This window comes from Marinifilum sp. D714, assembly GCF_030851345.1.
Taxonomy (GTDB): Bacteria; Bacteroidota; Bacteroidia; order Bacteroidales; family Marinifilaceae; genus Marinifilum.
The window spans coordinates 45,912-70,985 of sequence record NZ_JALPNU010000001.1; the positions used below are offsets into that span (position 1 = coordinate 45,912).

The 25,074-nt window shown below is 34.1% G+C and carries 17 protein-coding genes; 3 read left to right on the plus strand and 14 right to left on the minus strand.

What is annotated here, in order from left to right:
- Window positions 1-43: 43 nt before the first annotated feature.
- The 3 genes from M0051_RS00210 (at window position 44) to rplS (ending at window position 4,351) form a co-directional block, all read left to right on the plus strand.
- Entirely contained in the window at window positions 44-1,771 is a 1,728-nt protein-coding gene (locus M0051_RS00210; RefSeq protein WP_306739530.1) for a M23 family metallopeptidase, read from the plus strand.
- A gap of 143 nt (window positions 1,772-1,914) precedes the next feature.
- Complete coding sequence (locus M0051_RS00215; RefSeq protein WP_306739531.1) at window positions 1,915-3,633, plus strand: dipeptidase; 1,719 nt, start codon at window positions 1,915-1,917, stop codon at window positions 3,631-3,633.
- 370 nt (window positions 3,634-4,003) lie between these two features.
- Window positions 4,004-4,351, plus strand: a complete 348-nt coding sequence (gene rplS / locus M0051_RS00220) for a 50S ribosomal protein L19 (RefSeq protein ID WP_306739532.1) — start codon at window positions 4,004-4,006, stop codon at window positions 4,349-4,351.
- A 108-nt stretch (window positions 4,352-4,459) separates the two neighbouring features.
- Here rplS and M0051_RS00225 read toward each other — a convergent pair whose 3' ends face one another.
- The 14 genes from M0051_RS00225 to M0051_RS00290 form a co-directional block, all read right to left on the minus strand.
- Entirely contained in the window at window positions 4,460-6,001 is a 1,542-nt protein-coding gene (locus tag M0051_RS00225; RefSeq protein ID WP_306739533.1) for a carboxypeptidase regulatory-like domain-containing protein, read from the minus strand.
- A 30-nt stretch (window positions 6,002-6,031) separates the two neighbouring features.
- Entirely contained in the window at window positions 6,032-6,418 is a 387-nt protein-coding gene (locus M0051_RS00230; protein ID WP_306739534.1) for a hypothetical protein, read from the minus strand.
- 173 nt (window positions 6,419-6,591) lie between these two features.
- On the minus strand, window positions 6,592-7,125 hold the full coding sequence (locus M0051_RS00235; RefSeq protein WP_306739535.1) for a hypothetical protein: 534 nt from the start codon (window positions 7,123-7,125) through the stop codon (window positions 6,592-6,594).
- Between the two features lie 72 nt (window positions 7,126-7,197).
- Window positions 7,198-8,838 (minus strand): hypothetical protein, encoded by a 1,641-nt coding sequence (locus M0051_RS00240; RefSeq protein ID WP_306739536.1) that lies wholly within the window; start codon window positions 8,836-8,838, stop codon window positions 7,198-7,200.
- Between the two features lie 347 nt (window positions 8,839-9,185).
- Window positions 9,186-10,901 carry a hypothetical protein gene (locus tag M0051_RS00245; protein ID WP_306739537.1) on the minus strand — a complete coding sequence of 572 codons (1,716 nt, stop codon included), beginning with the start codon at window positions 10,899-10,901 and terminating at the stop codon, window positions 9,186-9,188.
- Between the two features lie 364 nt (window positions 10,902-11,265).
- The gene (locus M0051_RS00250; protein ID WP_306739538.1) at window positions 11,266-12,720 is read right to left on the minus strand and encodes a CsgG/HfaB family protein; all 1,455 of its coding nucleotides are present in this window, start codon (window positions 12,718-12,720) and stop codon (window positions 11,266-11,268) included.
- 39 nt (window positions 12,721-12,759) lie between these two features.
- On the minus strand, window positions 12,760-13,182 hold the full coding sequence (locus M0051_RS00255) for a curli production assembly/transport component CsgF (RefSeq protein ID WP_306739539.1): 423 nt from the start codon (window positions 13,180-13,182) through the stop codon (window positions 12,760-12,762).
- An 18-nt stretch (window positions 13,183-13,200) separates the two neighbouring features.
- A complete protein-coding gene (locus M0051_RS00260; protein WP_306739540.1) occupies window positions 13,201-13,782 on the minus strand; it encodes a CsgE family curli-type amyloid fiber assembly protein in 582 nt (193 codons plus the stop codon).
- A 112-nt stretch (window positions 13,783-13,894) separates the two neighbouring features.
- Window positions 13,895-14,914 (minus strand): PorP/SprF family type IX secretion system membrane protein, encoded by a 1,020-nt coding sequence (locus M0051_RS00265; protein ID WP_306739541.1) that lies wholly within the window; start codon window positions 14,912-14,914, stop codon window positions 13,895-13,897.
- A 1-nt stretch (window position 14,915) separates the two neighbouring features.
- On the minus strand, window positions 14,916-19,691 hold the full coding sequence (locus tag M0051_RS00270; RefSeq protein WP_306739542.1) for a gliding motility-associated C-terminal domain-containing protein: 4,776 nt from the start codon (window positions 19,689-19,691) through the stop codon (window positions 14,916-14,918).
- Window positions 19,692-19,877: 186 nt separating this feature from the next.
- A complete protein-coding gene (locus tag M0051_RS00275; protein WP_054720643.1) occupies window positions 19,878-20,066 on the minus strand; it encodes a helix-turn-helix transcriptional regulator in 189 nt (62 codons plus the stop codon).
- 153 nt (window positions 20,067-20,219) lie between these two features.
- Window positions 20,220-20,645 (minus strand): hypothetical protein, encoded by a 426-nt coding sequence (locus M0051_RS00280; protein WP_306739543.1) that lies wholly within the window; start codon window positions 20,643-20,645, stop codon window positions 20,220-20,222.
- A 347-nt stretch (window positions 20,646-20,992) separates the two neighbouring features.
- Window positions 20,993-22,381, minus strand: coding sequence for a sigma-54 dependent transcriptional regulator (locus tag M0051_RS00285; RefSeq protein ID WP_306739544.1), 1,389 nt, complete (start codon window positions 22,379-22,381; stop codon window positions 20,993-20,995).
- 36 nt (window positions 22,382-22,417) lie between these two features.
- Window positions 22,418-24,859 carry a response regulator gene (locus tag M0051_RS00290; protein WP_306739545.1) on the minus strand — a complete coding sequence of 814 codons (2,442 nt, stop codon included), beginning with the start codon at window positions 24,857-24,859 and terminating at the stop codon, window positions 22,418-22,420.
- Window positions 24,860-25,074 lie beyond the last annotated feature (215 nt).

The following is a 25,074-nucleotide window of genomic DNA, read 5'->3' on the forward strand; positions in this document are numbered from 1 at the left end:
TTTGTAGTTTTGACGAACAATACAAGAGTAACACTACAAGAAAATGAAGCATATTAAAACAAACATAATCACCTTTTTATCAATTTTATTCTTTCTTTCTCCAAATTCACTTTCGGCTCAGCAAAAAAATTATCCTAAAAATTACTTTAGATCACCTGTAGATTTTACCATTACCTTATCTGGTAATTTTGCTGAACTTAGAAACAATCATTTCCATTCAGGCATTGATATTAGAACTTTTACCACAGGTAAAAAAGTATATGCCATTGCTGATGGGTTTGTAAGCAGAATAAAAATTTCTGCAGGTGGCTATGGAAAAGCAATTTATATTGATCATCCAAATGGTTACACCTCAGTTTATGGCCACCTTGATGGTTTTAATAAAACCATTAATGAATTTGTAAAGGCGCATCAATACAGTAAAAACACTTTTGAATTTGATCTGAATTTTAAGAAAGGTAGATTCCCTGTAAAAAAAGGAGAGATAATTGCAATCTCAGGAAATACGGGATCTTCCGCCGGACCTCATTTGCATTTCGAAATCAGAGATACAAAATCTGAACATCCTTTAAATCCTCTTCTTTTCGGATTTAAAATCAAAGATACCACTCCTCCAAAGATTTTTAACCTGTATGTCTATCCAATGGATTCATTAAGTAGCGTAAATGGAAAGAATACCCGACAAAAATTTCCTGTTACCTATTACAACAATGCCTATCACCTAAAAGGAGATCCTAAAATTATTCTTTCGGGAAACATTGGCTTTGGCATTCAGGTAAACGACTATTTGGACAACACCTGGGGAAAATGCGGGATTTATAAAATGAAAGTAAAGGTGAATGATTCTTTACTAACCGATTATACTTTTAAGGAGTTTTCATTCGACGAGTCACGTTATATCAATTCTCACATGGACTATTCTTTAAATATTAAAGAAAAAAGAAGAATTCACAAATGCTTTAAAGAGCCTAACAATAAACTTTCCATGTACAATTACTTTAGCAATAGTGGAATCTACAATTTTAAAGCGGGAACAAGATATAAAATTGATTTTTTAGCTTATGATACAAAAAATAACCTCGCTAAATTAAGAATGTATGCGCAGGCTAAAGAACCGTCTCAAGCTTTTAAACAATCTGATTTCAACCAGTTATTATCTTGTACCAATGAAAATATTTTCAAAAAAGATGAGTTGGAACTAAAGTTCCCGACCAATTCGTTTTATTCAGATATTAAATTTAAGTATTCAAAAAAAGCCGATTCCACTTACTTATCGGATATACATTCAATACACAAAAGAACAACCCCTGTTCACACATATTACACCATTGCTATAAAACCAAACAGAACATTCAAAAATGAAAACAAACTGTTCATTGCTACAATAGAAGAACCTGATAAAATTTCGAATGTTGGTGGTGCTTACATTAATGGATGGGTAAAATCAAAAACCAATGTTTTTGGAGATTTTGCAATTGTACAGGATACAATTCCACCTACTGTTAAGCCGAGAACAAACTTTAAATTAAAGAACTTATCAGTAAGAGATAAAATTTCCTTTACCATTAAAGATGAATTGTCTGGCATTAAAAACTATAAAGGAACAATAGATGGTAAATGGGTTCTTTTCGAGTTTGATGCTAAAAACAACCACTTGTTCTATAAATTCGACAAAAAAAGATTATTACCAAATCGAAAGCATGATTTGAATTTGGAAGTTACTGATAAGCTTGGCAATAAAACCAAGTTTCAAACTAAATTTTTCTGGTAGAAAAATCAGAAAAACAATTAAAAACCACGATTCATAGACTTTACGGATAAAGACTTTTGTCAGCTTTAACTTTGTAATTTTTTCCTATTTTTGTAGGAATCGTGAAAATTTTATAGCAATTAAATTCACTTAAATATTTAAACATGAAGAAGATTTATGCAATTGCCTCTCTTTTATTGGCAATTATCGTCTTTTCGACAACAACTTCGCAAGCTTGTACCAACTATCTTGTAACAAGAGGTGCAAGTACTGATGGTTCTAACATGATTACTTACGCTGCTGATTCGCACGTATTGTACGGAGAACTTTATTTCCGTCCTGCTGCTGATTGGGCTGAAGGAACAATGATTGATGTTTACGAATGGGATACTGGAAAATACCTTGGTAAAATTCCACAAGTTCCACATACTTATTCTGTAGTTGGTAACATGAATGAATTTCAGTTGGCAATTGGTGAAACTACTTATGGTGGTAGATCAGAACTAGGAACTGGTAAACAAGAAGGAGCTTTAATCGACTATGGTAGCTTGATTTACCTTACTCTTCAGCGTGCAAAAAATGCTCGTGAAGCTATCAAAGTGATGACTGAATTAGTAGAAAACCATGGTTATTACAGTTCAGGTGAATCTTTCTCTATTTCTGATAAAAATGAAATCTGGATCTTAGAGATGATTGGTAAAGGTAACGGAGAAAAAGGTGCTGTTTGGGTAGCAAGAATGATTCCTGATGGATATGTTAGTGGTCATGCAAACCAAGCTAGAATTACTACTTTCCCATTGGAAGGAAAAAATTCTATCTCTTCAGATAAAATGGATAAAATCTTCAATCCAGAAGTAACCAATGTTTATGCAAAAGACGTTATCTCATTTGCAAAAGAAAAAGGTTACTATCCAAAAGATGGTAAGAACAAAGAGTTTAGTTTCTCGGATACTTATGCTCCAGTAGATTTTGGTGCTGCAAGATTCTGTGAAATTCGTGTTTGGTCTTTCTTTAACGATGTAAAAGAAGGAATGGATAAATATTTCGATTACTGTAAAGGTAAGGTTGAACATGATGATAAAGGTTATGCAACCAATCGTATGCCATTATGGATTAAGCCAGACAACAAAATCAACGTTCTTGAAGTGATGGATTTCATGAGAAATCACTTGGAAGGAACCGAATTGGATATGGCTAAAGATATGGGTGCTGGCCCTTACGGAAATCCTTACCGTTGGAGACCTCTAACCTGGAAAGTTGATGGCGTAACATATTGTAACGAGCGTGCAACTGCAACTCAGCAAACTGGTTTCTCTTTCGTTGCTCAATCAAGAAATTGGTTACCTGATGCTGTAGGTGGCATTAACTGGTTTGGAGTAGATGATGCTGCTTCATCGGTATATTTCCCAATGTACTGCGGTAGCACCAGAGTACCTAAGTCGTTCGCTGTTGGTAATGGTAAAATGATGGAATTCACAAACAAGTCTGCATTCTGGGTATTCAACCAAGTAACCAACTTCGCTTATACTCGTTATAACGCAATCCACCCTGAAATTGCTAAAAAACAAAAAGCTCTGGAAAAGAAATATCTTTCATTTACTAAGATTATCGACCTAGCTGCAGAAGGTATGTTTAAAACTGACGAAGCTGCTGCTGTTGAATTCTTAACTGATTTCTCATGCAACCAAGGTGATAACCTTACCGATGAGTGGAGAGAATTCTACGGTTACTTATTTGCTAAATTCATGGATGGAAACATCAAAGAAAAAGATGGTAACAATCAGAATCCTAAAATGAAACAACCAGGTTACAGCAAAGAATTTTACGAAACAATTGTGAAAACAACTGGTGACAAACTAAAAGTTTCAGGAGCTTCACACTAAGAAATACTATTTCAATTTTTAAAGGAGCTTAAGGGCTCCTTTTTTGTGCTTATATGTTTTTTAGGTAATCTAACATTCCTGGATACAGAGTATATAAGCAGATACTTTGATTACATTACAAGTGCAACAAGATTTTTGCACGCAATGGTTTCTGATCTTGCAAGTGCATGGACTCCTATTTACAATCGTTTTTGTGTATTTTGGAGATTCAATTTTAAGGTAACAATCTGATTTTTCACAAAAATTCTATTACATACCTTTTTACCTAAGATATTTTTATTAATTTTGCGGCGAAATCGTGCGTAATCTCTGGCAGATCTATAGTTAAATTGTGAATATTGCGCTCGTTAAACCTTAATAAATTAAAACAATGGATTTAATTAAAGTTGCAGAAGAAGCTTTCAAAAGTGGTATCGAAATTCCTGAATTCCAAGCAGGTGATACTATTAGTGTTTCTTACAAAATTAAAGAGGGAAACAAAGAAAGAACTCAGGTGTTTAGAGGTGTTGTAATCCAAATTAAAGGAACAGGATCTACTAAAACTTTTACCATTAGAAAAATGTCTGGTAACGTAGGTGTGGAAAGAATTATTCCTTTCACTTCTCCATTCATTGAAAAAATTGAAGTAAACAAAAGAGGTCGTGTTAGAAGAGCTCGTATCTACTATCTACGCGAACTTACTGGTAAGAAAGCAAGAATCAAAGAAAGAAGATTCTAATCTTACTTCGAAAAAATACAAAAGCCTTCCAAATGGAAGGCTTTTTTTATTTACAAAAAAAGCACCTGAGAATTTCCCAGATGCTAAATTATTTAAACAGGACTAATATCACGGATTATACCAATCTGGCATCTCCCCATTAAAAATCAATTGTTCTCTATTACTGCCATCAGGATCCATTGTCCAAATTGTTCTTTTCTCATTTTCCGGAGAACCTGAATTAGATGCATTCATAAAAATTATCTTCTCCCCAGATTCTGAAAATCTTGCTTGTAAATCATTACCTGTTTTATCATCTCCTGATAAATCTGTCCAACCAGTGCCATCAACATTTATACTATAAATTCTGGCATCTTTTTGAATTCCTCTATCATCTTCGTACAATGAATCCAATGAAAAAATAACCTTATCACCACCAAATGAAAATTGCGGATTAGACAGGGTTCCTTCTAAATTATCCACAAGCAAAGTCATATTACTACCATCAGGATTCATCAAGTAAATTTCATTATCAAATGGCTGGTCTCCTTGTGCCAATGCCACAATTTTCTCTTCACTATGGTTATTAAACTGATATGTCCAATCCATTTGGGTGAATTCTCTATTTTCAGGAGCATTAGCAATTTTACGACCACCTGTTCCATCTTGATTTATAATTCTGAGTTCATTATGGTGCCCATACATTAATTGATCACCGGTAGGAGACCAAGCAAATCCTCCTCCATCATTATGATTTCCTTCAATAGCTTTATCTCCTGTAACTTGAAAAACATTTTCACCTTTTAAATCCATTGTGAAAATATGAAACTTTCCATCTTTCATAGCAGAATAGGCTATCCTGGAATTACCTCCCGGCATAATACTAGGATGCAGTTCATCTCCTCCTCCATCAGTTAATTGTACAAGATGATTTTCTTTCAAATCCCAAGAATAAATATCACGTGAATCCAATGTATCCTTCACAAATAAATACGGATTTGTAGGAAAGTCTTCTGTTGCAAATCTCCATTTCTTACCTTCTACTTCATCCAACTCCTTATTCCTGGCCACAACTTTCCAAAGGTAAGTTGTTTCAAATTTCAGATTCTTAACTGTGTAAGTGGTATCTAAAATATTCGACACAACTTTTGTTCCTTCAGCGTCATCTGCTCCTTCATACAATATGACATCAAAACGTAAAGTATCTCCCTTTTCCGTTTCTCCATTTCTCCATTTCAATTCAACCTCTGTTGACAACTTACTTTGATCATCCTCAATATCAGCAGGAGAAACATAGGTAATATCATCTGGAATTTTAGCATCAAGAGGAGCTACTGTAAGTAAAAAGCTCATTGAGTTATTTTGATTTTCAGTGACCTTAATATTTATGCTTTGTGAAGAATAATCTTCTTTAGTTGCTGTAACAGAATAGTCACCAACTAGCACTTTCTCAATACTAAATTCCCCATCAGCATTTGTTGTTACTGAAGTAGTACCTGGATTAGTGGTAATGGTTACGCCCTCCATGGGTAAATTATCGGACGAAGCCTTTACTGTTCCACTTATTGAGCCATACAGATCAGGTTCCACTGTACTTTCATTACATGATATTACAAACATGAATAATCCAAAGACAAAAAATAGTCCAAAGAGTGTGTAGAATTTTTTCATATTCCGGTAGCTATTTTAATTTTTCTTAATTTACTCATTATCTCCATGTAAAACAACCGAATCTTGAGCAACTATCTGCTTATTGTGATAAACGAACAAACTCACAAATAAATTATCCTTCTGAGATAAATTCATCCTCACTTCGGATAAGGTAAGCTGTTTATCAATTGGAGAGATACATTTTCCCTTTTGTATCGAAGTTGAATTCCCTGATCGACCTTCTTTTTTAGTCTTCAGAACGTAGTTAATGGCGATTGTTTTACTGCCCTCATTTTTGAATTTGGCACAAACTGTAAGACACTTCATCTTACCTTCTATTTTAATCCAAGCTTTCATTTCATCCTTTTCAGATTGGGCCGCAGTAGTATTAATTATCAAAAACAATAAACTTCCAAACATAAAAGTTCTTAGCATCATCTTATAGTAATTGATTACGAATATTAAAAATATCTAATAGTTAATATAAAATCAATAAGGAAATCGTTAAAATACTATAATTTGATGAAAAATTTATTTAATCTTCATAAAATATCTTAAAATAAGAAGGGGTATCCCAAAGGATACCCCAACCATTTAAACCTGCTCTGTATTCACAAACCACTTTGTATTATAACAGTCATACCATTTCCTACCTGACTTACACTGTAACCTCTGGTAGTATTTCCGGTATCTATTTGAATTAATTCATTGTCATTTCCAACTTGTGTAATTTCAAAGCTCTTATTATTCCCAATAACTTCTTGTTGCAATGAATTGTTATCACCATATTGGTGAATGCTAGAGGAAATGTTGTTCCCATTTAAGGCAGATTCCACAAAATTTAAATCTCCTTGCTGAAAAATCTCAATAATTTGGCGATTTCCCTTCTGAACTGCCTCTAATATGTTCTCAACACCAACCTGTTGGATGATTGCCACCTGTTCTTTACTGAATTGAGAAATCAATAATTCATTCTCATTTCCAAATTGAATAGCAGAGATAACATTTTCTCCTTCGATGGCTTTGGCAAGACCATAATTCAATTGATTTAGAAGCTGGTCTTCCTGATTATAATTCTGCCCAATTACAAAATTGCTAAAACATAAGAACAGAGCGCACCAAATGTATTTCTTTAAATAAAGCATAAGCGATTTAGTGAAGATTTTAATCAGGAAATTCCCACTAAAGTGGGAATTTCACATGATAATTTTATTGGATCATGGTGAGAATACAACACCTGCATTACCTTGTTGAGTAACAGCGAAGTTTTCGTTACCATTCTGGATTACAAGACCGAAGTGATCATTACCAATTTGCTCAAGGAATGAGGTATTGTTATCACCCCACTGGTAAGTCAAACCAGTATTATCATCACCTGTTTGTACAATAGTAGCGCTATTATACATTCCATCCATTTGTGCAATTACTGCAACATTACGATCACCATCTTGCAAGATATCAGCTAAACTTTCTTCTTGATCAAACTGGAATACCCAACCTCTGTTGAAGTCACCTCTTTGCTCAACAAATGCATCTGATTTTTTGCCACCAAACTGACCAACAAATGAGAAGTTGTGTTCACCTTTTTGGAAAATTTTAGCTTTATTTTTCTTACCTCCAATTTGATCGATGATTGCCAAGTTTCCATGATCTTTCTGAGTAATCTTAGCTTTATTCTTGGTTCCATAAAGCTGCGAAATGTAAGCTGTTTGATGATCACCAAATTGCTTAACCGTTGCTTGATCACCTGAACCAAACTTCTGAGTTACATCAGCAAAGTGTCTGTATCCTTTTTGGAACACCTCAACATCACCTTTCGATTCATGAATTTGCTCAACAAAAGCATAATTACGAGTACCAATTTGGTAAGTTCTTGATACATTATGATCTCCACCAATTTGAACCGTACGTGCACGATTCGCACGACCATTTTGCATGATATACGCCTCATTATCTACACCACCTCTTTGGTAGGTTGAAGCCATATTCCAAATTCCATTTTGGTGAATATTTGCAACATTACTGAAACCTCCTATTTGCATAACACTTGCTCTATTGAAAGCATATAGCTGAGAAATAGTTGCAGTATTAAATCTACCAGCAAATTGAGTAACTCTTGCACTATTGCGTAATCCCCACTGATTTACAAATGCACTGTTATATGCACCTCTTCTTTGCAAAATATCAGAACGATTCATTCTGCCATACTGAATTACAGTTGCATCAGTAAAAATTGGTAAAATTTGAGTAATGTTAGAAGAGTTGCGAACTCCCATTTGCATAACATGAGCACTGCTTAATGCTCCTAACTGAAGAACATTACTTCTATTGAAGAATCCCATTTGATCTACGGTAGCAATATTATTGTGATTAGCCTGCAAAATAGTTGACAGGTTAGCTAATCCTAATTGCATTACCATAGCAGTATTTAAGAAGTCAAACTGATTTACGTATGACATATTAAACCATCCTGTTTGGCTAACACCTGCCATATTTAATAAACCTAACTGTAAGACTCTTGAAATGTTGTGCAATCCCATCTGATCAACGTAAGCCATGTTAAAGAAACCTACCTGATCAACATACGACACATTAAGAACGCCAAGCTGACTAACCATAGCTGAATTACCAACAAACCACTGATTGATATCAGAAATGTTAGCCAATCCTTTTTGATCAACTGTAGCGTCATTCCAAAGTCCTAATTGGTCAACATCACTCATGTTGTACCATCCAACTTGGGTAACACCAGCTGTATTACCAAAACCAAATTGGTCTACTGTAGAGTAGTTTACCTGTGCAAATGCAGATGATACTGCAAAAACCACAGCAACTACCAGAAATAATAATTTTTTCATGGTTGATTTTTTTAAAGGTTTTAAAGTGAATTAAAATAAAATCTAGTATAGTATAAAGAGCTCTGATTCGACCTCATGAAGACCACTTATAGTCTTCGTAGATCTTTTATCTAAATTAAAAAAAAGCCTTTCCAAACACCTTTATTTTTACATCAACGAGTTATTAGTATTGATTAAACCGTATTCTCCACATACTAATTTTTAAAGAGTCTAAAAAAGCATAAGAAAACTTAAACAAATGTTTAAAATGTCTTAAAATAAACGATAACAAAAAACCGCCAAACTGCATTATTTCAGCAATTTGGCGGTTACTTTTATTATAAATCAATCAAATCAATTCATAAAAATTATGGAGTTGGAGTCATACCTGCATTGTACTGGCTAACAGTTGCGGTATTACCATTACCAAATTGTGTTACAAATGAAATGTGTCCATTTCCATACTGATCTACATCAATTGTGTTATTACTTCCATGCTGGAATGTAGCTGAGAAATTATAATCACCAACTTGATTTGTATTTGCATGATTATTAGAACCAATAAACTGAGTAGATAAAGCAACATTATTATCACCATCTTGTTCAATTACTGCAGAACTTCCGGATACATCATACTGAGCTATAGCAGCAAAGTTCTCATTACCATTCTGTAAAATTGAAGCATAAGAGAAATCAGATTCTGCCTGATAAATATAAGCTTCATTGTAATTACCTATCTGAGCAATAGCAGCAGCAGTTAAGAAATTATCTTCCTGATAAATTCCAGCATAATTAGAATCACCTAACTGAGCAATAGCAGCAAGAGTTCCTGTATTATTTTTTTGGTATACATCAGCTTCGTTATAATCACCAACTTGAGCAATAAACGCATAAGTATGAGAACCACCAATTTGCTTAACGTAAGCATCGTTTGACATTCCTAGCTGTGCAACAGCTGTCAAATTATTACTACCCTTAATTTGAGTAACTTCAGCTTCATTGTATTTACCATGCTGATAAGTTACAGCCGTATTATTATAACCTTTAATTTGCTTAATATCAGTTTCGTTTTCTTTACCTCTTTGGATTGCATATGCATCATTTCTAGAACCAAACTTCTGTAATATGAATGCATCATTTGATTTACCTCTTTGATCTACACTTGCATCGTTAGATGAACCATGAATTTGAACAGTTTTTGCATAGTTTTTCTTTCCATGCTGATCAATTTCAGAATCATTAAACCATCCTCCAACTTGCTTAGCATACGCACTATTTCTTCTACCATGCTGGTCAATATCAACATCATTCATATATCCACCTTTTTGGTATGACTTTGCATAGTTGCGACGACCATGCTGATCAATGTTAGCATCGTTTCCAGCACCCCAAATTTGATCAACATATGCACGGTTATATCTTCCATGTTGATCAACTTCAGCGTTATTAAACCATCCACCTTTTTGATCTACAACAGCAAAATTATTCTTACCATGTTGCTTAACTAAAGCAGTATTTTTATAAGTACCAAATTGATTGATATATGCCTTGTTAGACATTCCCCACTGACTAATAGTAGCTCTATCTTCTCTACCAAATACCTGGTCAATATCTGCTAAGTTAAAAGCACCATGTTGCATTACTTTTGCATACTCACCATAACTAAACCACTGGTTTACTTCTGATCTATTTAAGAATCCTCTTTGCTTAACATCTGCAACACCTCTTGCCGAAAAGAACTGATTTACTGTAGAAATGTTGAACCCCTTCTGGTCAATAGTTGCTTTGTTATACAATCCTAATTGGAATACTTTTGAAAAGTTTGATTTAACTTGAGTCACATATGCCTCATTTCCTAAACCCAGTTGAGTAGCAAATGACATATTTAAAAATCCATTTTGATTAATATCTGCAACGTTATCCATTCCTCCTTGGAAAACATCACTAATATTTAGAACACCAACTTGCTGAACTGCAGCTGTATTATCATAGCCATATTGCTCAACATTTGAAACGTTAACCTGAGCAAAAGAATATGCTCCTGTTAATAAAACTGTCGCAAGGACAAATAAAAACTTTTTCATGGTTTGAAATTTTTGGTTTAAAGTGAAATTCAGGTTTCCCTGAGTGAATTGTTTTAATTAATTTAATGCACCACTAAAGTGCGATTTGATGATTTATGTTTTTAATTCAAAAACTAAATTAGAAAGTAATATTGGAAATAAAATGTTAGTTTACATCAAACAGTAAATTACTATGATGAATTATTAAAAGATATTGATCAAACATTACAAAGCTTTTAAAATCAAGTCGTTTTGTTAATTTAAATTAAACAGAACTCCACAAACATGGCACAATCAATATATTACCAGCATCTATTTTCAAATATTCAACACATAAAAAAACAGGTTAGAATTTCTTCTAACCTGTTCATAAATTGTTAATATTTTATTCAGTAGGACTTGATTCTTTTTTAGGTTTTTTCCTAACTTTCTGCTTCCTTACTCTTTTTTTATTGTTCTTCTTCCAGAGCTTATCAAAGTAAAAATTAAGTCCTATTTTACCTTCCCAAAAATAATCATTGTAGTGTCCTTGCTTTAATCCATCTACTTCATCATTGAAGATGTAATGATTCAGGATTGAAAAGTTTAATCCAAATCTATCGTTGAGTAAAAATTCAACCCCTGCACCATAAATTGCTTGTGCATGTATGGAGTTTGACAGATCAAATGTAAATGCTGATTTATCATGCTCTGAGAACAAACCAACACCACCCTCAACATATGGTGTCCAATCCTTATAGGGCAAGAGTCGATATTTTGCTGTTACATCAATAGAATTAAAGGTTTTTTGGAAATGTTTTGTGGTAGCCAAATCTCCTCTTGTAATACTTGCCTTAAACTGCATAAAAGATTGGGTGTCGTACAACAAGGATACACCTCCGCAGGCTTCCATTTCTGTATGACTATAATCTCCCATGTACAGCCATGAACCTCCTTCAATACCTATTCCAAATTTATGACGTCTCTTCCTAATCAGTTGATCAAAGAAATCTGACTCTTGATTTTCTTCCTTCTCTTCCACATACCTGGTAATTACATCAGAATTAACCTCTTCTGGATTCTTAAGGTCCCACAATCCCTCAATAACACCCTCTATAATTAAGGATTCAACAGCCTTTTCAATTGCTTCCTTCACAGCCATTTCGGATGGTTCATTGTAAGTAAAGCCAGTTTCTGCTTCTAAAAGTCTCTTAAATTTCACATATCTAAACAGGCTTGCATCAACCTTTTGAGACAAAATCATTTTTGAAGTATAAACTGTTTTCAATATTCTACCATTACTAGTAGAAATTGCTCTCAAATATACGGTAACCCTATCCTGACGATATTGGCCTGAACCTCCAGCTGCAAAATACATTAAACCAGCACCTCCGGTAATTACATTGGCATCATAACTAATAACTCCACCTTCTAAAACAATTCCTGCAAACAGCAATGGCGGCAACAATTGAGTATTATCATCTTTACCAGCATAGTTTGCTCTACTTGATCGAATAATCTTCCTCTCATTCAATAAGTTATTCAATCCTTCTCGTTCAAGAGGTATAAACCAGCCTGATTCTTCAATTGCCTTTAATAATATTGAGGTTGTACCCTGAGTTACAGCTGTCGACCAATTTGCTCCCGTCTCAGAAGGCTTATACTGTCCAGTTTGATCTCGGAACTTATATACTGCCGCTACGATTTTCTCACGTGGTTCTGGTAGTCCGACCAGGTTTTTTCTAACAGGAGTTTCTGCGCCAATTTCTGCTCGCTGTTCCGTTAATGGTTGATTAAAGTATGGTACACATCCACTGATAATAAAAATTAACAGCAGATAAAATGGTATAAATCTTTTCATATAGAGAGATTTAAAGAGGTATAACGATTAGTAGTAATTTTAATAGCTTGGTATGACGACATTAGTGTAGTTTCCATTGCGTATATCTTGAATATTAACGGTAACACCACTCGCATCTTCCATTATATCTACTTTATAGCTCCCCAAGTTATAACTACCAGTCTCCAAATCACCTCCTTCACCAAAAATTTGACTCACCAATCTACTCGATAGCTGATTTAATATTTGTCTATTTAAATTGGTTTCAAAATCATCAAGTGGATCTGTCTGATAACTATCCTGCGCAGTAGGATCTTCGATTTTATCTTGCTGCTTTGCCGAGTTTATCAACCAATTGTAATTGTATGGATTACCACCAAAATTTGAATTTATTGGAGTATAAACAAAATCCTGCGCCATTGTTCCAATAGGTTGGACCAGAAAAAAAACAGCGACTATGATTATTGCTTTTAAATATTTCATGGTGTATTCATTTTAAGGTTAAAAAATACCCGAACCTGACTGATCATCTCCATCAAGTTGAGATTTCATTCTTTCGTAGTTGCTTAAATATCTTGTTGTTTTATATATTGCATAGTTCGACATTTGTTCCATAATATCGTTACGCGGCTGAACCCTCTGCTTAAACACCTCTTCATCATTAACTAATATTGTGATTTGAGTTGCCAACCCAGGCAAAACCATTTCCTTAATAGTAATTGTAAAGTTTTTAGCATTTTTAGGCGCACTCCAAGTTGCATAAAACATATCAAAAAAATCCCGACCTACTTTTGATATGGTTTCATCCATAATCAATCCATCGATTTCCATATCAAGTTCAGCTGACTCTGTACTTGAATTGTTTTGCATAGCACTGTTCAAAGCATCCTTTAATATTTTCAAAGTTCGCAAAGAATCTCTCTCTTTTTGGGATTGCTGTGCATGAGTTGAAAATGAACAACAAAATAATAAAGAAACAAATACCAATAAGGTCTTTTTTCTTAACGAACCTAACATTCTAAATACTATATAATCAGCCTTCTTCACAATATATAAATATATACTTTCTAATTTTAAATTCATAAAGTTTTACACCACATTAGACCTCTCTTAAGAAATCTTAACTTTTGTTAACCAGTTAATTAAACTTAAACAGATAAATATAATTCTTTGACAATTGGTCTTTTTTTATCCATTAAAATTTCGGGCATCGAATTGCTCTAATCCTTCTTTTCTTTTTAAAATAGTGTGATCCTGAACAAGATGTACGAGTTTTCCCTAATAAATATGTTAGAGAAATCTCATGAGCACCAGAGTTGGTTTTAACTAATTTGGATACTACATAGTCATATGAATAGCCTATTCTTAATCTGTCTGTTTGATATCCTAAAAGCACAATGAACGCATCAAAATCGAACGATAAATTTTGTCTAAACCAAGTACCAACAACCCAATTGGTTCTGGAAAAGTATAAACCATAGTTAATTTGCTCAAAATCTTGCTGCTTTTGATACAAAATATTTGGTGATATCATAAAATCACTTTTCATTAAACCCCTGGAGTATCCTATGGGAATTGCTGCTCCTGCATGAACGGTATACTTCCTTGGCAAAACAGCTGAATTGTTATCACTATCAAATGCTTCATCGGGTTCTGATAAATGATCAGCAACTGCTCCCAGGTAAAAGTTTTTATAATTTGCTACTATCCCTAGCGAAAAATCAATATAAGAATGAGATAAACTCCCTGGCTGTATCTCTCTTCCTGGATATATTACTCCATATAAAGGGTCAATCATATCTGAAAAGACCAGAGATTCCCAATCCAACTTTCTTTGGACATATGTAGCTTTCAAACCTGTATTCACCGAAAAATTTCTGTTTATATTAAGGGAGTACGAATACATACCTGAAGCCATGGTGGTTTTAATTGCTCCATCTCCTTGATTATCCTGAATTAGTAAAAGTCCCAATCCACCATGCATGATATCAACATACTGATCGAAAGAAACTGTATAGGTTACAAAAGGTTTGTTGTTTTGCGGCCATTGATTTCGATAGGACAATGAGGCAACCGGAGCAAATTCTGATCCAGCTAAAGCCGGATTTAAGTACAAACGATTGGCATAGAATTGAGAGAATTCAATATCCTGTGCCTTGACATTCTGCAAAAGCACAATCAATATGATGATATGAACAATTCTCCATTTTAACATCTTACCTTATCAAAGATACGGAGCCATCTTGCTTTGACTTCCCATTAATAATAAGAGTCCAAACATAAACTCCAGTATTTACAGGTTTCCCTTTATAGGTTCCATCCCATCCAACTCCTAAATCAGTAAATTCATAAATCATTTCCCCCCAACGGTTATAGATATACATTTCAATCTCTTCTCCTACTATATCTCCTGTAATTACCGGACCAAATGTATCATTCAACCCATCGCCATTGGGTGTAAATGCGTTAGGAACAAAAATCCTATATCGATCTACATATACCATAATCTCATCTTCTCCCACACATCCATTAACATCTGTAAATACCAAAGTGTATTTTCCTTCCTCAGTTACTGTATAAGTTGATGATGTAGCCCCATCTTGCCACAAGTAGGTACCAGGTAAAAACCTTATCTCAATTGCTGGAGTCAATACCTTGCTCTCTGTATAAAAAATGGTTGTATCCACACCTAAATCAAAAGTAGGTCTTTCGTGAACGGTAAAATTAACAGTGGATGAATTTTCACACATACCATCAGTAACCTGAGTATACAAAGTCAAATTATTGCTTATTTGATACGATAAAGGGGTATTCACAGCATCAGATAAATCTACATCCTCAAACCATGATATAATTGAACCTGCTCCAGATATCCTTTGATCTAAATCTGACAGGTTATAATTATTGACCACTCCTCCTCCAGCTTCATCCTCGCACAATTCAATGGTTAGATCATTCGCTAATGGCAAAGGATCCACAAAAAAGTTTAATCTGGCAGTATTTTCACAGCTATTGCTATTCGTTACCAATGCGTAATAAGCACTTTGATCACTTACTGTTTGATTAGATGGATCATTTACTGATATGGTTAAACGATCATCCTCATACCACTGAATCGTAGCATTTGGGTCCTGACTTAATGAGCTTTCAAAATCAGTAAGATTAATGTTACCAATGGTTGAACTTCCAAAAGTTTCTTCACATAGGTTTTCTGTTATGGTTGTGGTTTCAGGCAATGCTATAATTGTAAAATCAAGTTCACCAAAACTTTCACAAGTTCCATCCCAAACACGAGCATAGAAAATATCGCCATCAGAAACCTGCAAATTACCTGGATTCACAATCGCATTTGTATATGAAGCATCGGAATACCATACCAAAGATATACCAGGACTTGAACTGATATTATTCTCATAAATTCTAAGGTCTTCACCATTAACAACACCTGTATTAAAATTATCTTCGCAAAGAACCACGGAATAATTCTGAGCCTGAGGAAGTGAGTTAATCGTAAAATCTATTTGTCCTACATTGCTTTCCACTCCAAAACTGACCCTTACAAAAAAATCATCACCATTACTTACACTTACATTTGATGGATTCGGCACAGGAAGCGTTAAACCTGAATCTAAAAACCATTCCTTTACGGTTCCAGGGTCATTGTTTACAGCTGGTTCTAGTTGAGTCAAATCATAGCCAGCAATTGCCCCTGATCCTTGGTTATCTTCACAAAGTTGAATTTGTAGATCATTGGCTTCTGGTAACTGCCTTACATTAAATGTAACACTTCCATTATTTGAACAATTAGCTCCTTGCACTAAAGCATAAAAAGCATCATTATCAACAGCACTAACATTATCCGGTGTCAAAACTGCATTTGTCAGACCTGCATCCGTAAACCAAGTGACGGAGGAAGTACTTCCTCCATTTACACTAGAGTTGTAATTCAAAAGATTTATTCCTGTTGTCAACCCCGTTCCAAAACTATCTTCCCAAACATCAACAACAATATCTAATGCTGTAGGTAAAGCATAGACCGTATAGGTTACTACCGCAACATTCGTATTTAAACCATCATCAACAGCGGCAAAAAATCTAATACCATTTGTTGCATTTACATTCGTTGGATCAGGAATAGGATTTGTTGGCAACCTATTAGGCTCTGTTGGCCAATCAAAAAACCATGTAAATGCATCACCATTCCCTTCATTAATCTGATTTTCAAGCATACTTAAATCTACAAATGCACTACCACTTGCGGCAACATCTTCACATACTTCAGGAAAAACATCCCTGGCAACAGGAGTATTTAATACTGAAAATTGCACTGTGGCGACATTTGAACAACTTGCATTGGAAACCAGAACGTAAAAAATATCACCATCCGTCACGTCATGTGAATTTGGATTTGGCACCAAATTACTCAAACCTGAATCTAAAAACCATTCTATATTTACAGACTGCCCTCCAGTTATGGCATTATTATGCGTTGTTAAATCAACAGCAGACGCCGTCAGTGATCCCGGAACATCTTCAAATTCCGTAATATTTTGATCATTGGCAATCGGTAATGCCAACACCGAGTATGTAACAACTGCAGTATTAGACTCACCTCCACTCTCTACTAAAACATGAAACTGCTGCCCATCACTAACAGCCGCATTTATGGGATCAGTTACTAATACAGTAAGGGCGGCATCATCATACCAAGTAACAGTACTTGTTGTTCCACCATTAATAGCCCCATTCAAGGCAGTTAAATCGATATTTGAAGCAACTCCGCTGCCTGCTATATCTTCACAAGCACTAACATTCTGATCATTGGCTATAGGCGATGAACGAACAACAAACTCAACACTACCACGATTTGTACAATTACCATTATCGATAAATGCATAAAAAACATCACCATCACTTACTGTTATATTTCCAGGACCAGAAACCACATTTGCAAACGCAGCATCCTCGTACCAAACAACTGGACTTCCATTAGAGACAGCACTATCATAAGAAGTTAAATCAACACCTGATGCCGTTCCACTTCCAAAAGTATCTTCCCATAACTGAATCGTTATATCATTGCCCTCCGGCAAGCTTTCAACAGTATATGTTACTGTAGCAACACTTGATCCTGTTGAAGTAGACACCTCTGCATAAAAAACTTCTCCGTTGGAAACAGTTCTATTAGTAGGATTGGTAACCGGGTTAGTTAGCCCAACATTATGAAACCAATTAACGGGTAATGCATTTCCATTTGTAATTAAATTATCGAGTTGAGTTAAATCAATATTTGAAGCAATTCCAGAATTATAATTATCCTCACAAACTGCAGGGTTTTGATCTACAGCCTGAGGCAAAGCATTCACCGTTACAGTTACTACAGCAACATCAGTACAATTTCCATCATCTACTTGTACCCAAAATTGCTGACCATTTGTGGCACTTACATTAGTAGGATCAGGAACTACAGTTGTTAAACCAACATCAGAATACCAAGCATAAGTAATACCTGTTCCTCCGTTTATTGCTGTTTCAAGTGCAGCAAGGTCAATTCCTGAAGCTACACCACCACCAATCACATCTTCCCACACCGAAATAGTTTGATCATTAGCCGTTGGCAATGCATTTATAACAATGGACTGTGTTACATTATCAGTGCCTCCCGAAATTAAATTTACCTCTAAATTAACGTCGTAAATACCCGAGGCAGGAAAAACATGGGTTACGGTAAACGGATTTACATTACTTGTTTGTGAAGTTCCATCTCCAAAATCCCAGGATGCACTTGCAATATTGGTTAAATCGGAAGTAATGGTAAATTCTGTATCATCTCCTTCACAGTCGAATTGATAAGCAAATTCCAGACTAAAAATACTGGTAACAAAATTGGGCAGCCCTAACCAACACCTTCTTCCTGATAAATTTTTCGAGTCTGCCGCAAAATTACTTCCAGCGCCCGCAACATCTGGATTATTAATCACATCCAAATTTAAACTCCCACTTGTTGCTGAATTATTTGTTTTGGCTAAATATATTCTATTATCCGGTGCTAATTGCAATGCACCATAATACCATGCACCACTTCCTATCAGTTGCGCTGAACTATTAATGCTAGCCTGATTATTAGATGAAATATTGAACTGATACAGTTCACCAAGAGTATACAAACTTACATACAAAAATTCACCTGACGGCGAGAATTCCACACCATAAGGTGAAGTATAACTACTAATCTGTATTGGATTTGACACTTGGCCGGTAGAAGAATTAAAATCAAATAATTCCACCATATTTTCTGTATATATTGCCACAGCAAGCTTGTTCCCATTTGGTGAAGTTTTCATATAACCAATAGAAGATCTTCTGTCAGAATTATGAACTATACCTACAGAACTAGTAACGGCAGCTGACAAACCTGCTGCACTTAATTGATAAGCTAAAAACCTTCTATTCCCCCACTCATGAGTAAGCACCCAAAAATCAGTACCATTTACATGCTTTACTGCTGTAACCTTTTCACAAACTTCATTCCTAAACACTACAACGTTTTTGGTGGTAACTTGTCCAAAACCACCATTCATTGACATATCCACTATTGAATATCTCAAACCATTTCTTAAAGCATTTTGGTGAGCATCAACAGTAAAAATATAATACAATACACTACTACCTGGTTGCTGCACAATAATTGAAGATTGAGTTGCAGAAACATTTCCATCCAATCCATCTCCATTTGCCATTACAGCATGATTTTTATTATACACCCTTATTCCATCAGTATAAAATAAAAGATCGCCCTGAGGATTGCAAACTGTTGCACATCCCTCTTCAGTATTTAATGCTCCATCGGTTAATGGTGCCGCAGGGTCAACATTAAAATTCAAACCTGCATTTTCGCCAAAATACCATACCCCAGCACGTCCTTGGGCAAATATCTCCGAGAAAGAAGAAAGAATCAAAACCACCACTACTATGTATGCCTTTAGCCTCATGAATCAATTTTAAGAACTTGTTTATCTTTGCTTAAACTTTGATTATCTTTCACTTACACTCAATTTACAAAATAATAATCTTCAGAACACAACAAAAAACCAATTAAAAAAATCAGGTAATAATTTCAATATTTCGAAGCTATCCCTGATTTTTAATATTAGTTAAACGACTACTGCTAAAAAAATTTAGCTTAGTCCCAAATAATCAAATAGTTTTGATTTAACATTAGCAGTTAGAGGTCTCTTTCCATTAAGAATATATGACAAGTAAACATCTGTTATTCCAATAATTTTGGCTACTTTCTTCTTCTTGTCATCAAGAATTCTAAGTCTCTCTTTAATTCTTACCAAATCGTCTTGAACTTCTTGTGTCATAACTGTTATTTTAAAATGAATAGAATTGAGTACTAAGGTTTGTTTCTTTCTTTTAACCGGATGGGAAGTAAGCAAACTGCCTACTCCCACACCAAGTTAATTTTCTGCAAATTTTAACCAAATCATGGTTAGGTTTTAAAGTGAATAGAGCAATTAATTCGGACTATAATCCAATCCGGAACCAATAGCTTTTTTTAGGTCAAACAATCTTAATTGCTTTTGCAACAGATCGTAATTTGTATATAAAGTTTTACGGTTTCCTATTTTCGAACTTTGTTCTTCTCTATCAACGGTAATTACAACTTTTGTTTTCTTAAAATGATCATTTATATACTTTAGCATATCCAAATTAGAAAGTGCTTTAAGTGGAACAATCACCAAGTCAATAGATGTTTGATTAAGAATAATTTCAGTTTCAACTGGATTATCAGCAAAGTAAGCTTGTGCATCCAAACTGTGAATATAGTCTTTCAACTCACCTATTAGCGATCTGTTTTCTTTTATAAATAAAATATTCATTGTCTTTCCTGATGAAGGAAGAATTTTAAAACTATCTCCTTCCAAAATTAAAACACCCATATCAATTAGATATTAGAACGGTAAATAGCATTCAATCAAAATGCCAAAAGATACATATCATTGATTTACTGACAAATAACACATTTCATGATTACTTTTTCAACATTACAAAATATCCATAATCGGATATGAAAGTTTAAGAATATTAAAACAGAAGAGTAAAATCCTGCTATTCCAGCATATACGTTTTTCAAATGGCTTTATCCAATTTCGGACATCAAATTTTAATTAACATTTACAACCTTAAGAACTGATTGATTTTGTTGGTTTTACTATTTAAAACTGCAGATTAAATGTGGATATATCCGAAAATGGATGCAAAAAAAAATCTGGATTATTCCAGATTTTCACTTTTCTATTTTGTATTTTTTGATTCGCCGATCCAATGATTGCCAGGTGATATTTAATAAGTCTGCAGCCTTAGATTTATTATAATTCGAACGCTCTAAAGCCTTGAGAATACAGTTCTTCTCTACCAACTCCAAATCTAAAATTTCTTCAGAAGGATAATGGTAATGATCTGAATAATTTTCCTTAACCTCGTTTAGCTGAAAATGAGACAACCCAAGTTTATTCGTATCACAAATAATTACTGCTCGTTCAACCATATTTTTCAATTCTCTCACATTTCCAGGAAATTCATAGGCCAACAACTTTCTTACAACTGCTTCGTCTACCTCATTTATGTTTTTAGCCATTATCCTATTAAAATACTTCACAAAATAATCCAATAACAATGGAATATCTTCCTTTCTATTACGTAATGGCTCTAAATGAATCACAAAAGAACTTATCCTGTGGTACAAATCTAAACGAAATCCCTTTTCATTACTTAGCTCTTCCAAATTTTGGTTGGTTGCTGCAATAATTCGTGTATCGAAGGGAATTTCAATATTAGAACCTACTTTTCTGATCTTTCGGTCCTCTAATACACGCAGAAACTTTGTTTGTAGATTTAACTGCATATCTCCAATCTCATCCAAAAAAAGAGTTCCTTTATTTGCCGCCTCAAACCATCCTGTTTTGGTATCGGAAGCACCTGTAAATGCTCCTTTGGTATGTCCAAAAAATTCACTTTCGAACAAGGTTTCCGGAATCGCACTACAATTCACCGCATAGAAACAATTTTCTTTCCTACTACTTAAATAATGAATTGCCCTGGCAACCAACTCCTTACCAGTGCCACTTTCTCCAGTTATTAAAACTGATGTATTTTCCGTTTTGGCTACCTTACCTATTAAATTTATAAGATTTTTCATATGGCGACTTTCCCCGACAATTTCGTAGCCCATCGCCTCATAAAATTCTTTCGATATAATTGAATAGTTTCTTTTTACTTCCTGTAAACTCTTGTTCAGGTTTACAAATTTCTTTGTTCGCTCAATAGAATGTTCAACATCTCTCAAACGGAATGGTTTTGTGAAAAAATCAGAAGCCCCAAGTCTCATAGAATGAATCACTGAATCCATTTCACTATAACCACTAATCATGATTACTTCTATATCTGAATGCTCCTTCTTTATCTTCTCCAGAACTTCCAACCCACTCATTTCTGGCAAATTAACATCTACAATAGCAATATGAACTTCGTTACGATTTATAATCTCAAAAGCTTCTGAAGGCGTACTGGCTTTAAAAATTTGAAAATTTGGATCAATAAGAAACTCACTCAGCTCATCACGAACCAATTGTTCATCATCCAAAATCAAAATTCTAAGATTACTTACTGAAATCATATTGGTTGTATAGTGTTAACTTTTCTTAAAATATACCTATTTTTTCTCTATCATTTGTTCAAATGGGAAAATTAATTTCATTTCTGTGTACTGATTTTTCTTACTACGAACTTTAATTTCTCCATTCATTTTCTGCACAATATTCTTACTAACATACAAACTCAAGCCTGAATTCGTGTTTTCTTGTTTTGTAGAATAGAAAGGCTCAAAAATGGAATTCAAATTCTTTGGATCTATTCCTTCTCCAAAATCTTTAATCGACACAACTACTTCATTTTCTATAAGTTTTGTCTTTACTTGAATTTTATCTTCCAAACTCTCATTAGAATTGCTTCTTTTCAGTTTTTCACCAATTGATTCATATGAATTATTCAAAATATCGACAATAACTTTCTGTAGTTTGTACTTGTTTCCACATATATAAAGCGAATCAGGATCAACTTTTAATTGAATATCAACACTAGAGTTTTTGTACTGTTTTTTCATTAAGTTAACAGCATCCTGAACAACATTATTTACATTCACCGAAGCATCGCAGCTTTCGTTTTGAGATGAATTAAAAATGCTAATTTGAGACAGATAAGTTTTAATTCTATCAATATCCTTAAATATCTGCTTACACTTCTCTTCTATGTATTTCTTATCAATTATATCTTTAGATAACCTCAGCAAAACATTGTCTATAATCATGGATATTCCAGAAAGTGGTTGATTGATTTCATTGACCACACTACTTGCCATTTTACCTAAAGATTCAAGTTCTGATTTTTGAGCTAGCAGTTGATTTTGATACTCATTAACCAATAGTTCATGATTAATTTTCTTCTGCATTTCTGTAGCATTTCGTTTAAGTTCTTTTTCATGCACCTTTAAATCTGAAATGACAGATTGATATTTATTCTCACCCATTCCTTCTCCATTAGGTTGAGGCAATTCATTCATCAATAATCGTATTCCTCTACCGTTATATGAAAAGGCAATTAAAATTACCTTCTTCAAATTCCCACTTTTGGATTGAAGATTAATAACATCAAAAACAAAATCTCTCTTCTTTTCTCTAAAATTCAATAACTCTTCCGCTTTATCTTCAAAAGGTTTAGGAATAAAATTAAAGAAACTTATATTTGTTATTCTTTTCAGGTCATTGCATTCCAGCATCTTGCACCCAAAATCATTGATATAAACAATCTCATTTTTTTCATTCAATTCAATAAAAGCTTTATCTTGATACTCTTCTCTATCAAAAGCAAGACTATTTTTCAGAGTTGTTTCCATTTCAACATCTTCCGTCACATCCCAAGCAACTCCTGTATAAATAAGTACATCAATTTTCGAATTATACTCAACATTTATTTCAAGATGAATATGTCTTATTTTCTGCTCCTTTGTTATAATTCTATGCTTTAGTTCAAGTTTTTGATTTTCTTTTATTCTAAGGTTTAGAACTTTATCAAAGGACAACAAATCCTCAGGGTGAAACTTCTCTTTTATACACTCTAATACATTGTCAATCTCCTTATCAGAAATTTCATAAATGCGATAAAACTCTGTCGAACCACGAAGAATATTTGTATAAGAATCCCATTCAAAACTCCCTACTCGAGCCAGCTTCTGAATCTTACGGATCATCAATTCTTTCTTTATTAATGAATCCTTCAGGAGCTTTTTATCCGAAACATCTCTACCCACAATATGATAGTACATTTCATTAAATTCCATTTGCTTAAAAACAGTCCATTCTATCCATTTTTGTTCCAACAGATGATTTTTTATCGGCTTTTCTAGGATAATCGACTTACTCTTACCATTCATTTGTTTAATGGCTACCGATATTTGATCGGAAAGCTCACTACTTATATCTGCAACTGAATTCACCGCAACCCCATCTAAAGCGTAGTTAAAGAAATCTGTAAAAGCCTTATTTGCAAACTCTATTTTAAGTGAATCGTTAATTTTAAGAATCAACTCACTCTGTCCTTCAATAATGGTTCTATAATTGCTTGCAAGGTTTTTAAGCCTGTTTTCAAAAAGCTCTTTATCTTTTAATGCAAGATTCAACTTTACATTTTGATCCTCCTTCTGTTTTTTATTATTATACAGATCCAAGAAGATATTCACCTTGTTTTTTAGTATTGTTGAATTGAAAGGTTTCATTATAAAATCGACACAGCCACAATCGTAACCCCTTTGTTCACTTTCTTTATCAAGATAAAATGCGGTAATATAAATAATCGGAGTTGCAGAATTCTTTATTCCAGATCGGATTTTCTCTGCAAGAGCAAAACCATCCATTTGTGGCATTTGAATATCAAGAAGGATTAAGGCATATTCTTTCTCCTCTATTTTTCGGATGGCATCCAATGGGGATTGAATCAACTCTAGTTTTGCGTCTAATTTTCCCAATACAGCTCCAATTAGATCCAAATTCTCCAATCTATCATCCACTACCAATACTTCTGGAGTAAAATTAAATCCCATACGCTACTGATTAATCTTAACTAAAACCATTTATAGAATAAAAGGGCCCTAAGTTGGGCATCTCTTTAATTATTCTATAATTCTTTGTTTAATCAAAATTAAAACGAATGAGCCTAAAAATCAATGCTATTGTGATTAACCACGCTTAAAACTCCTTGAGAAGCACAAAAATCTTGGTCAACTATCCGAAAATGGCTACTGAGCTTTCACACTAA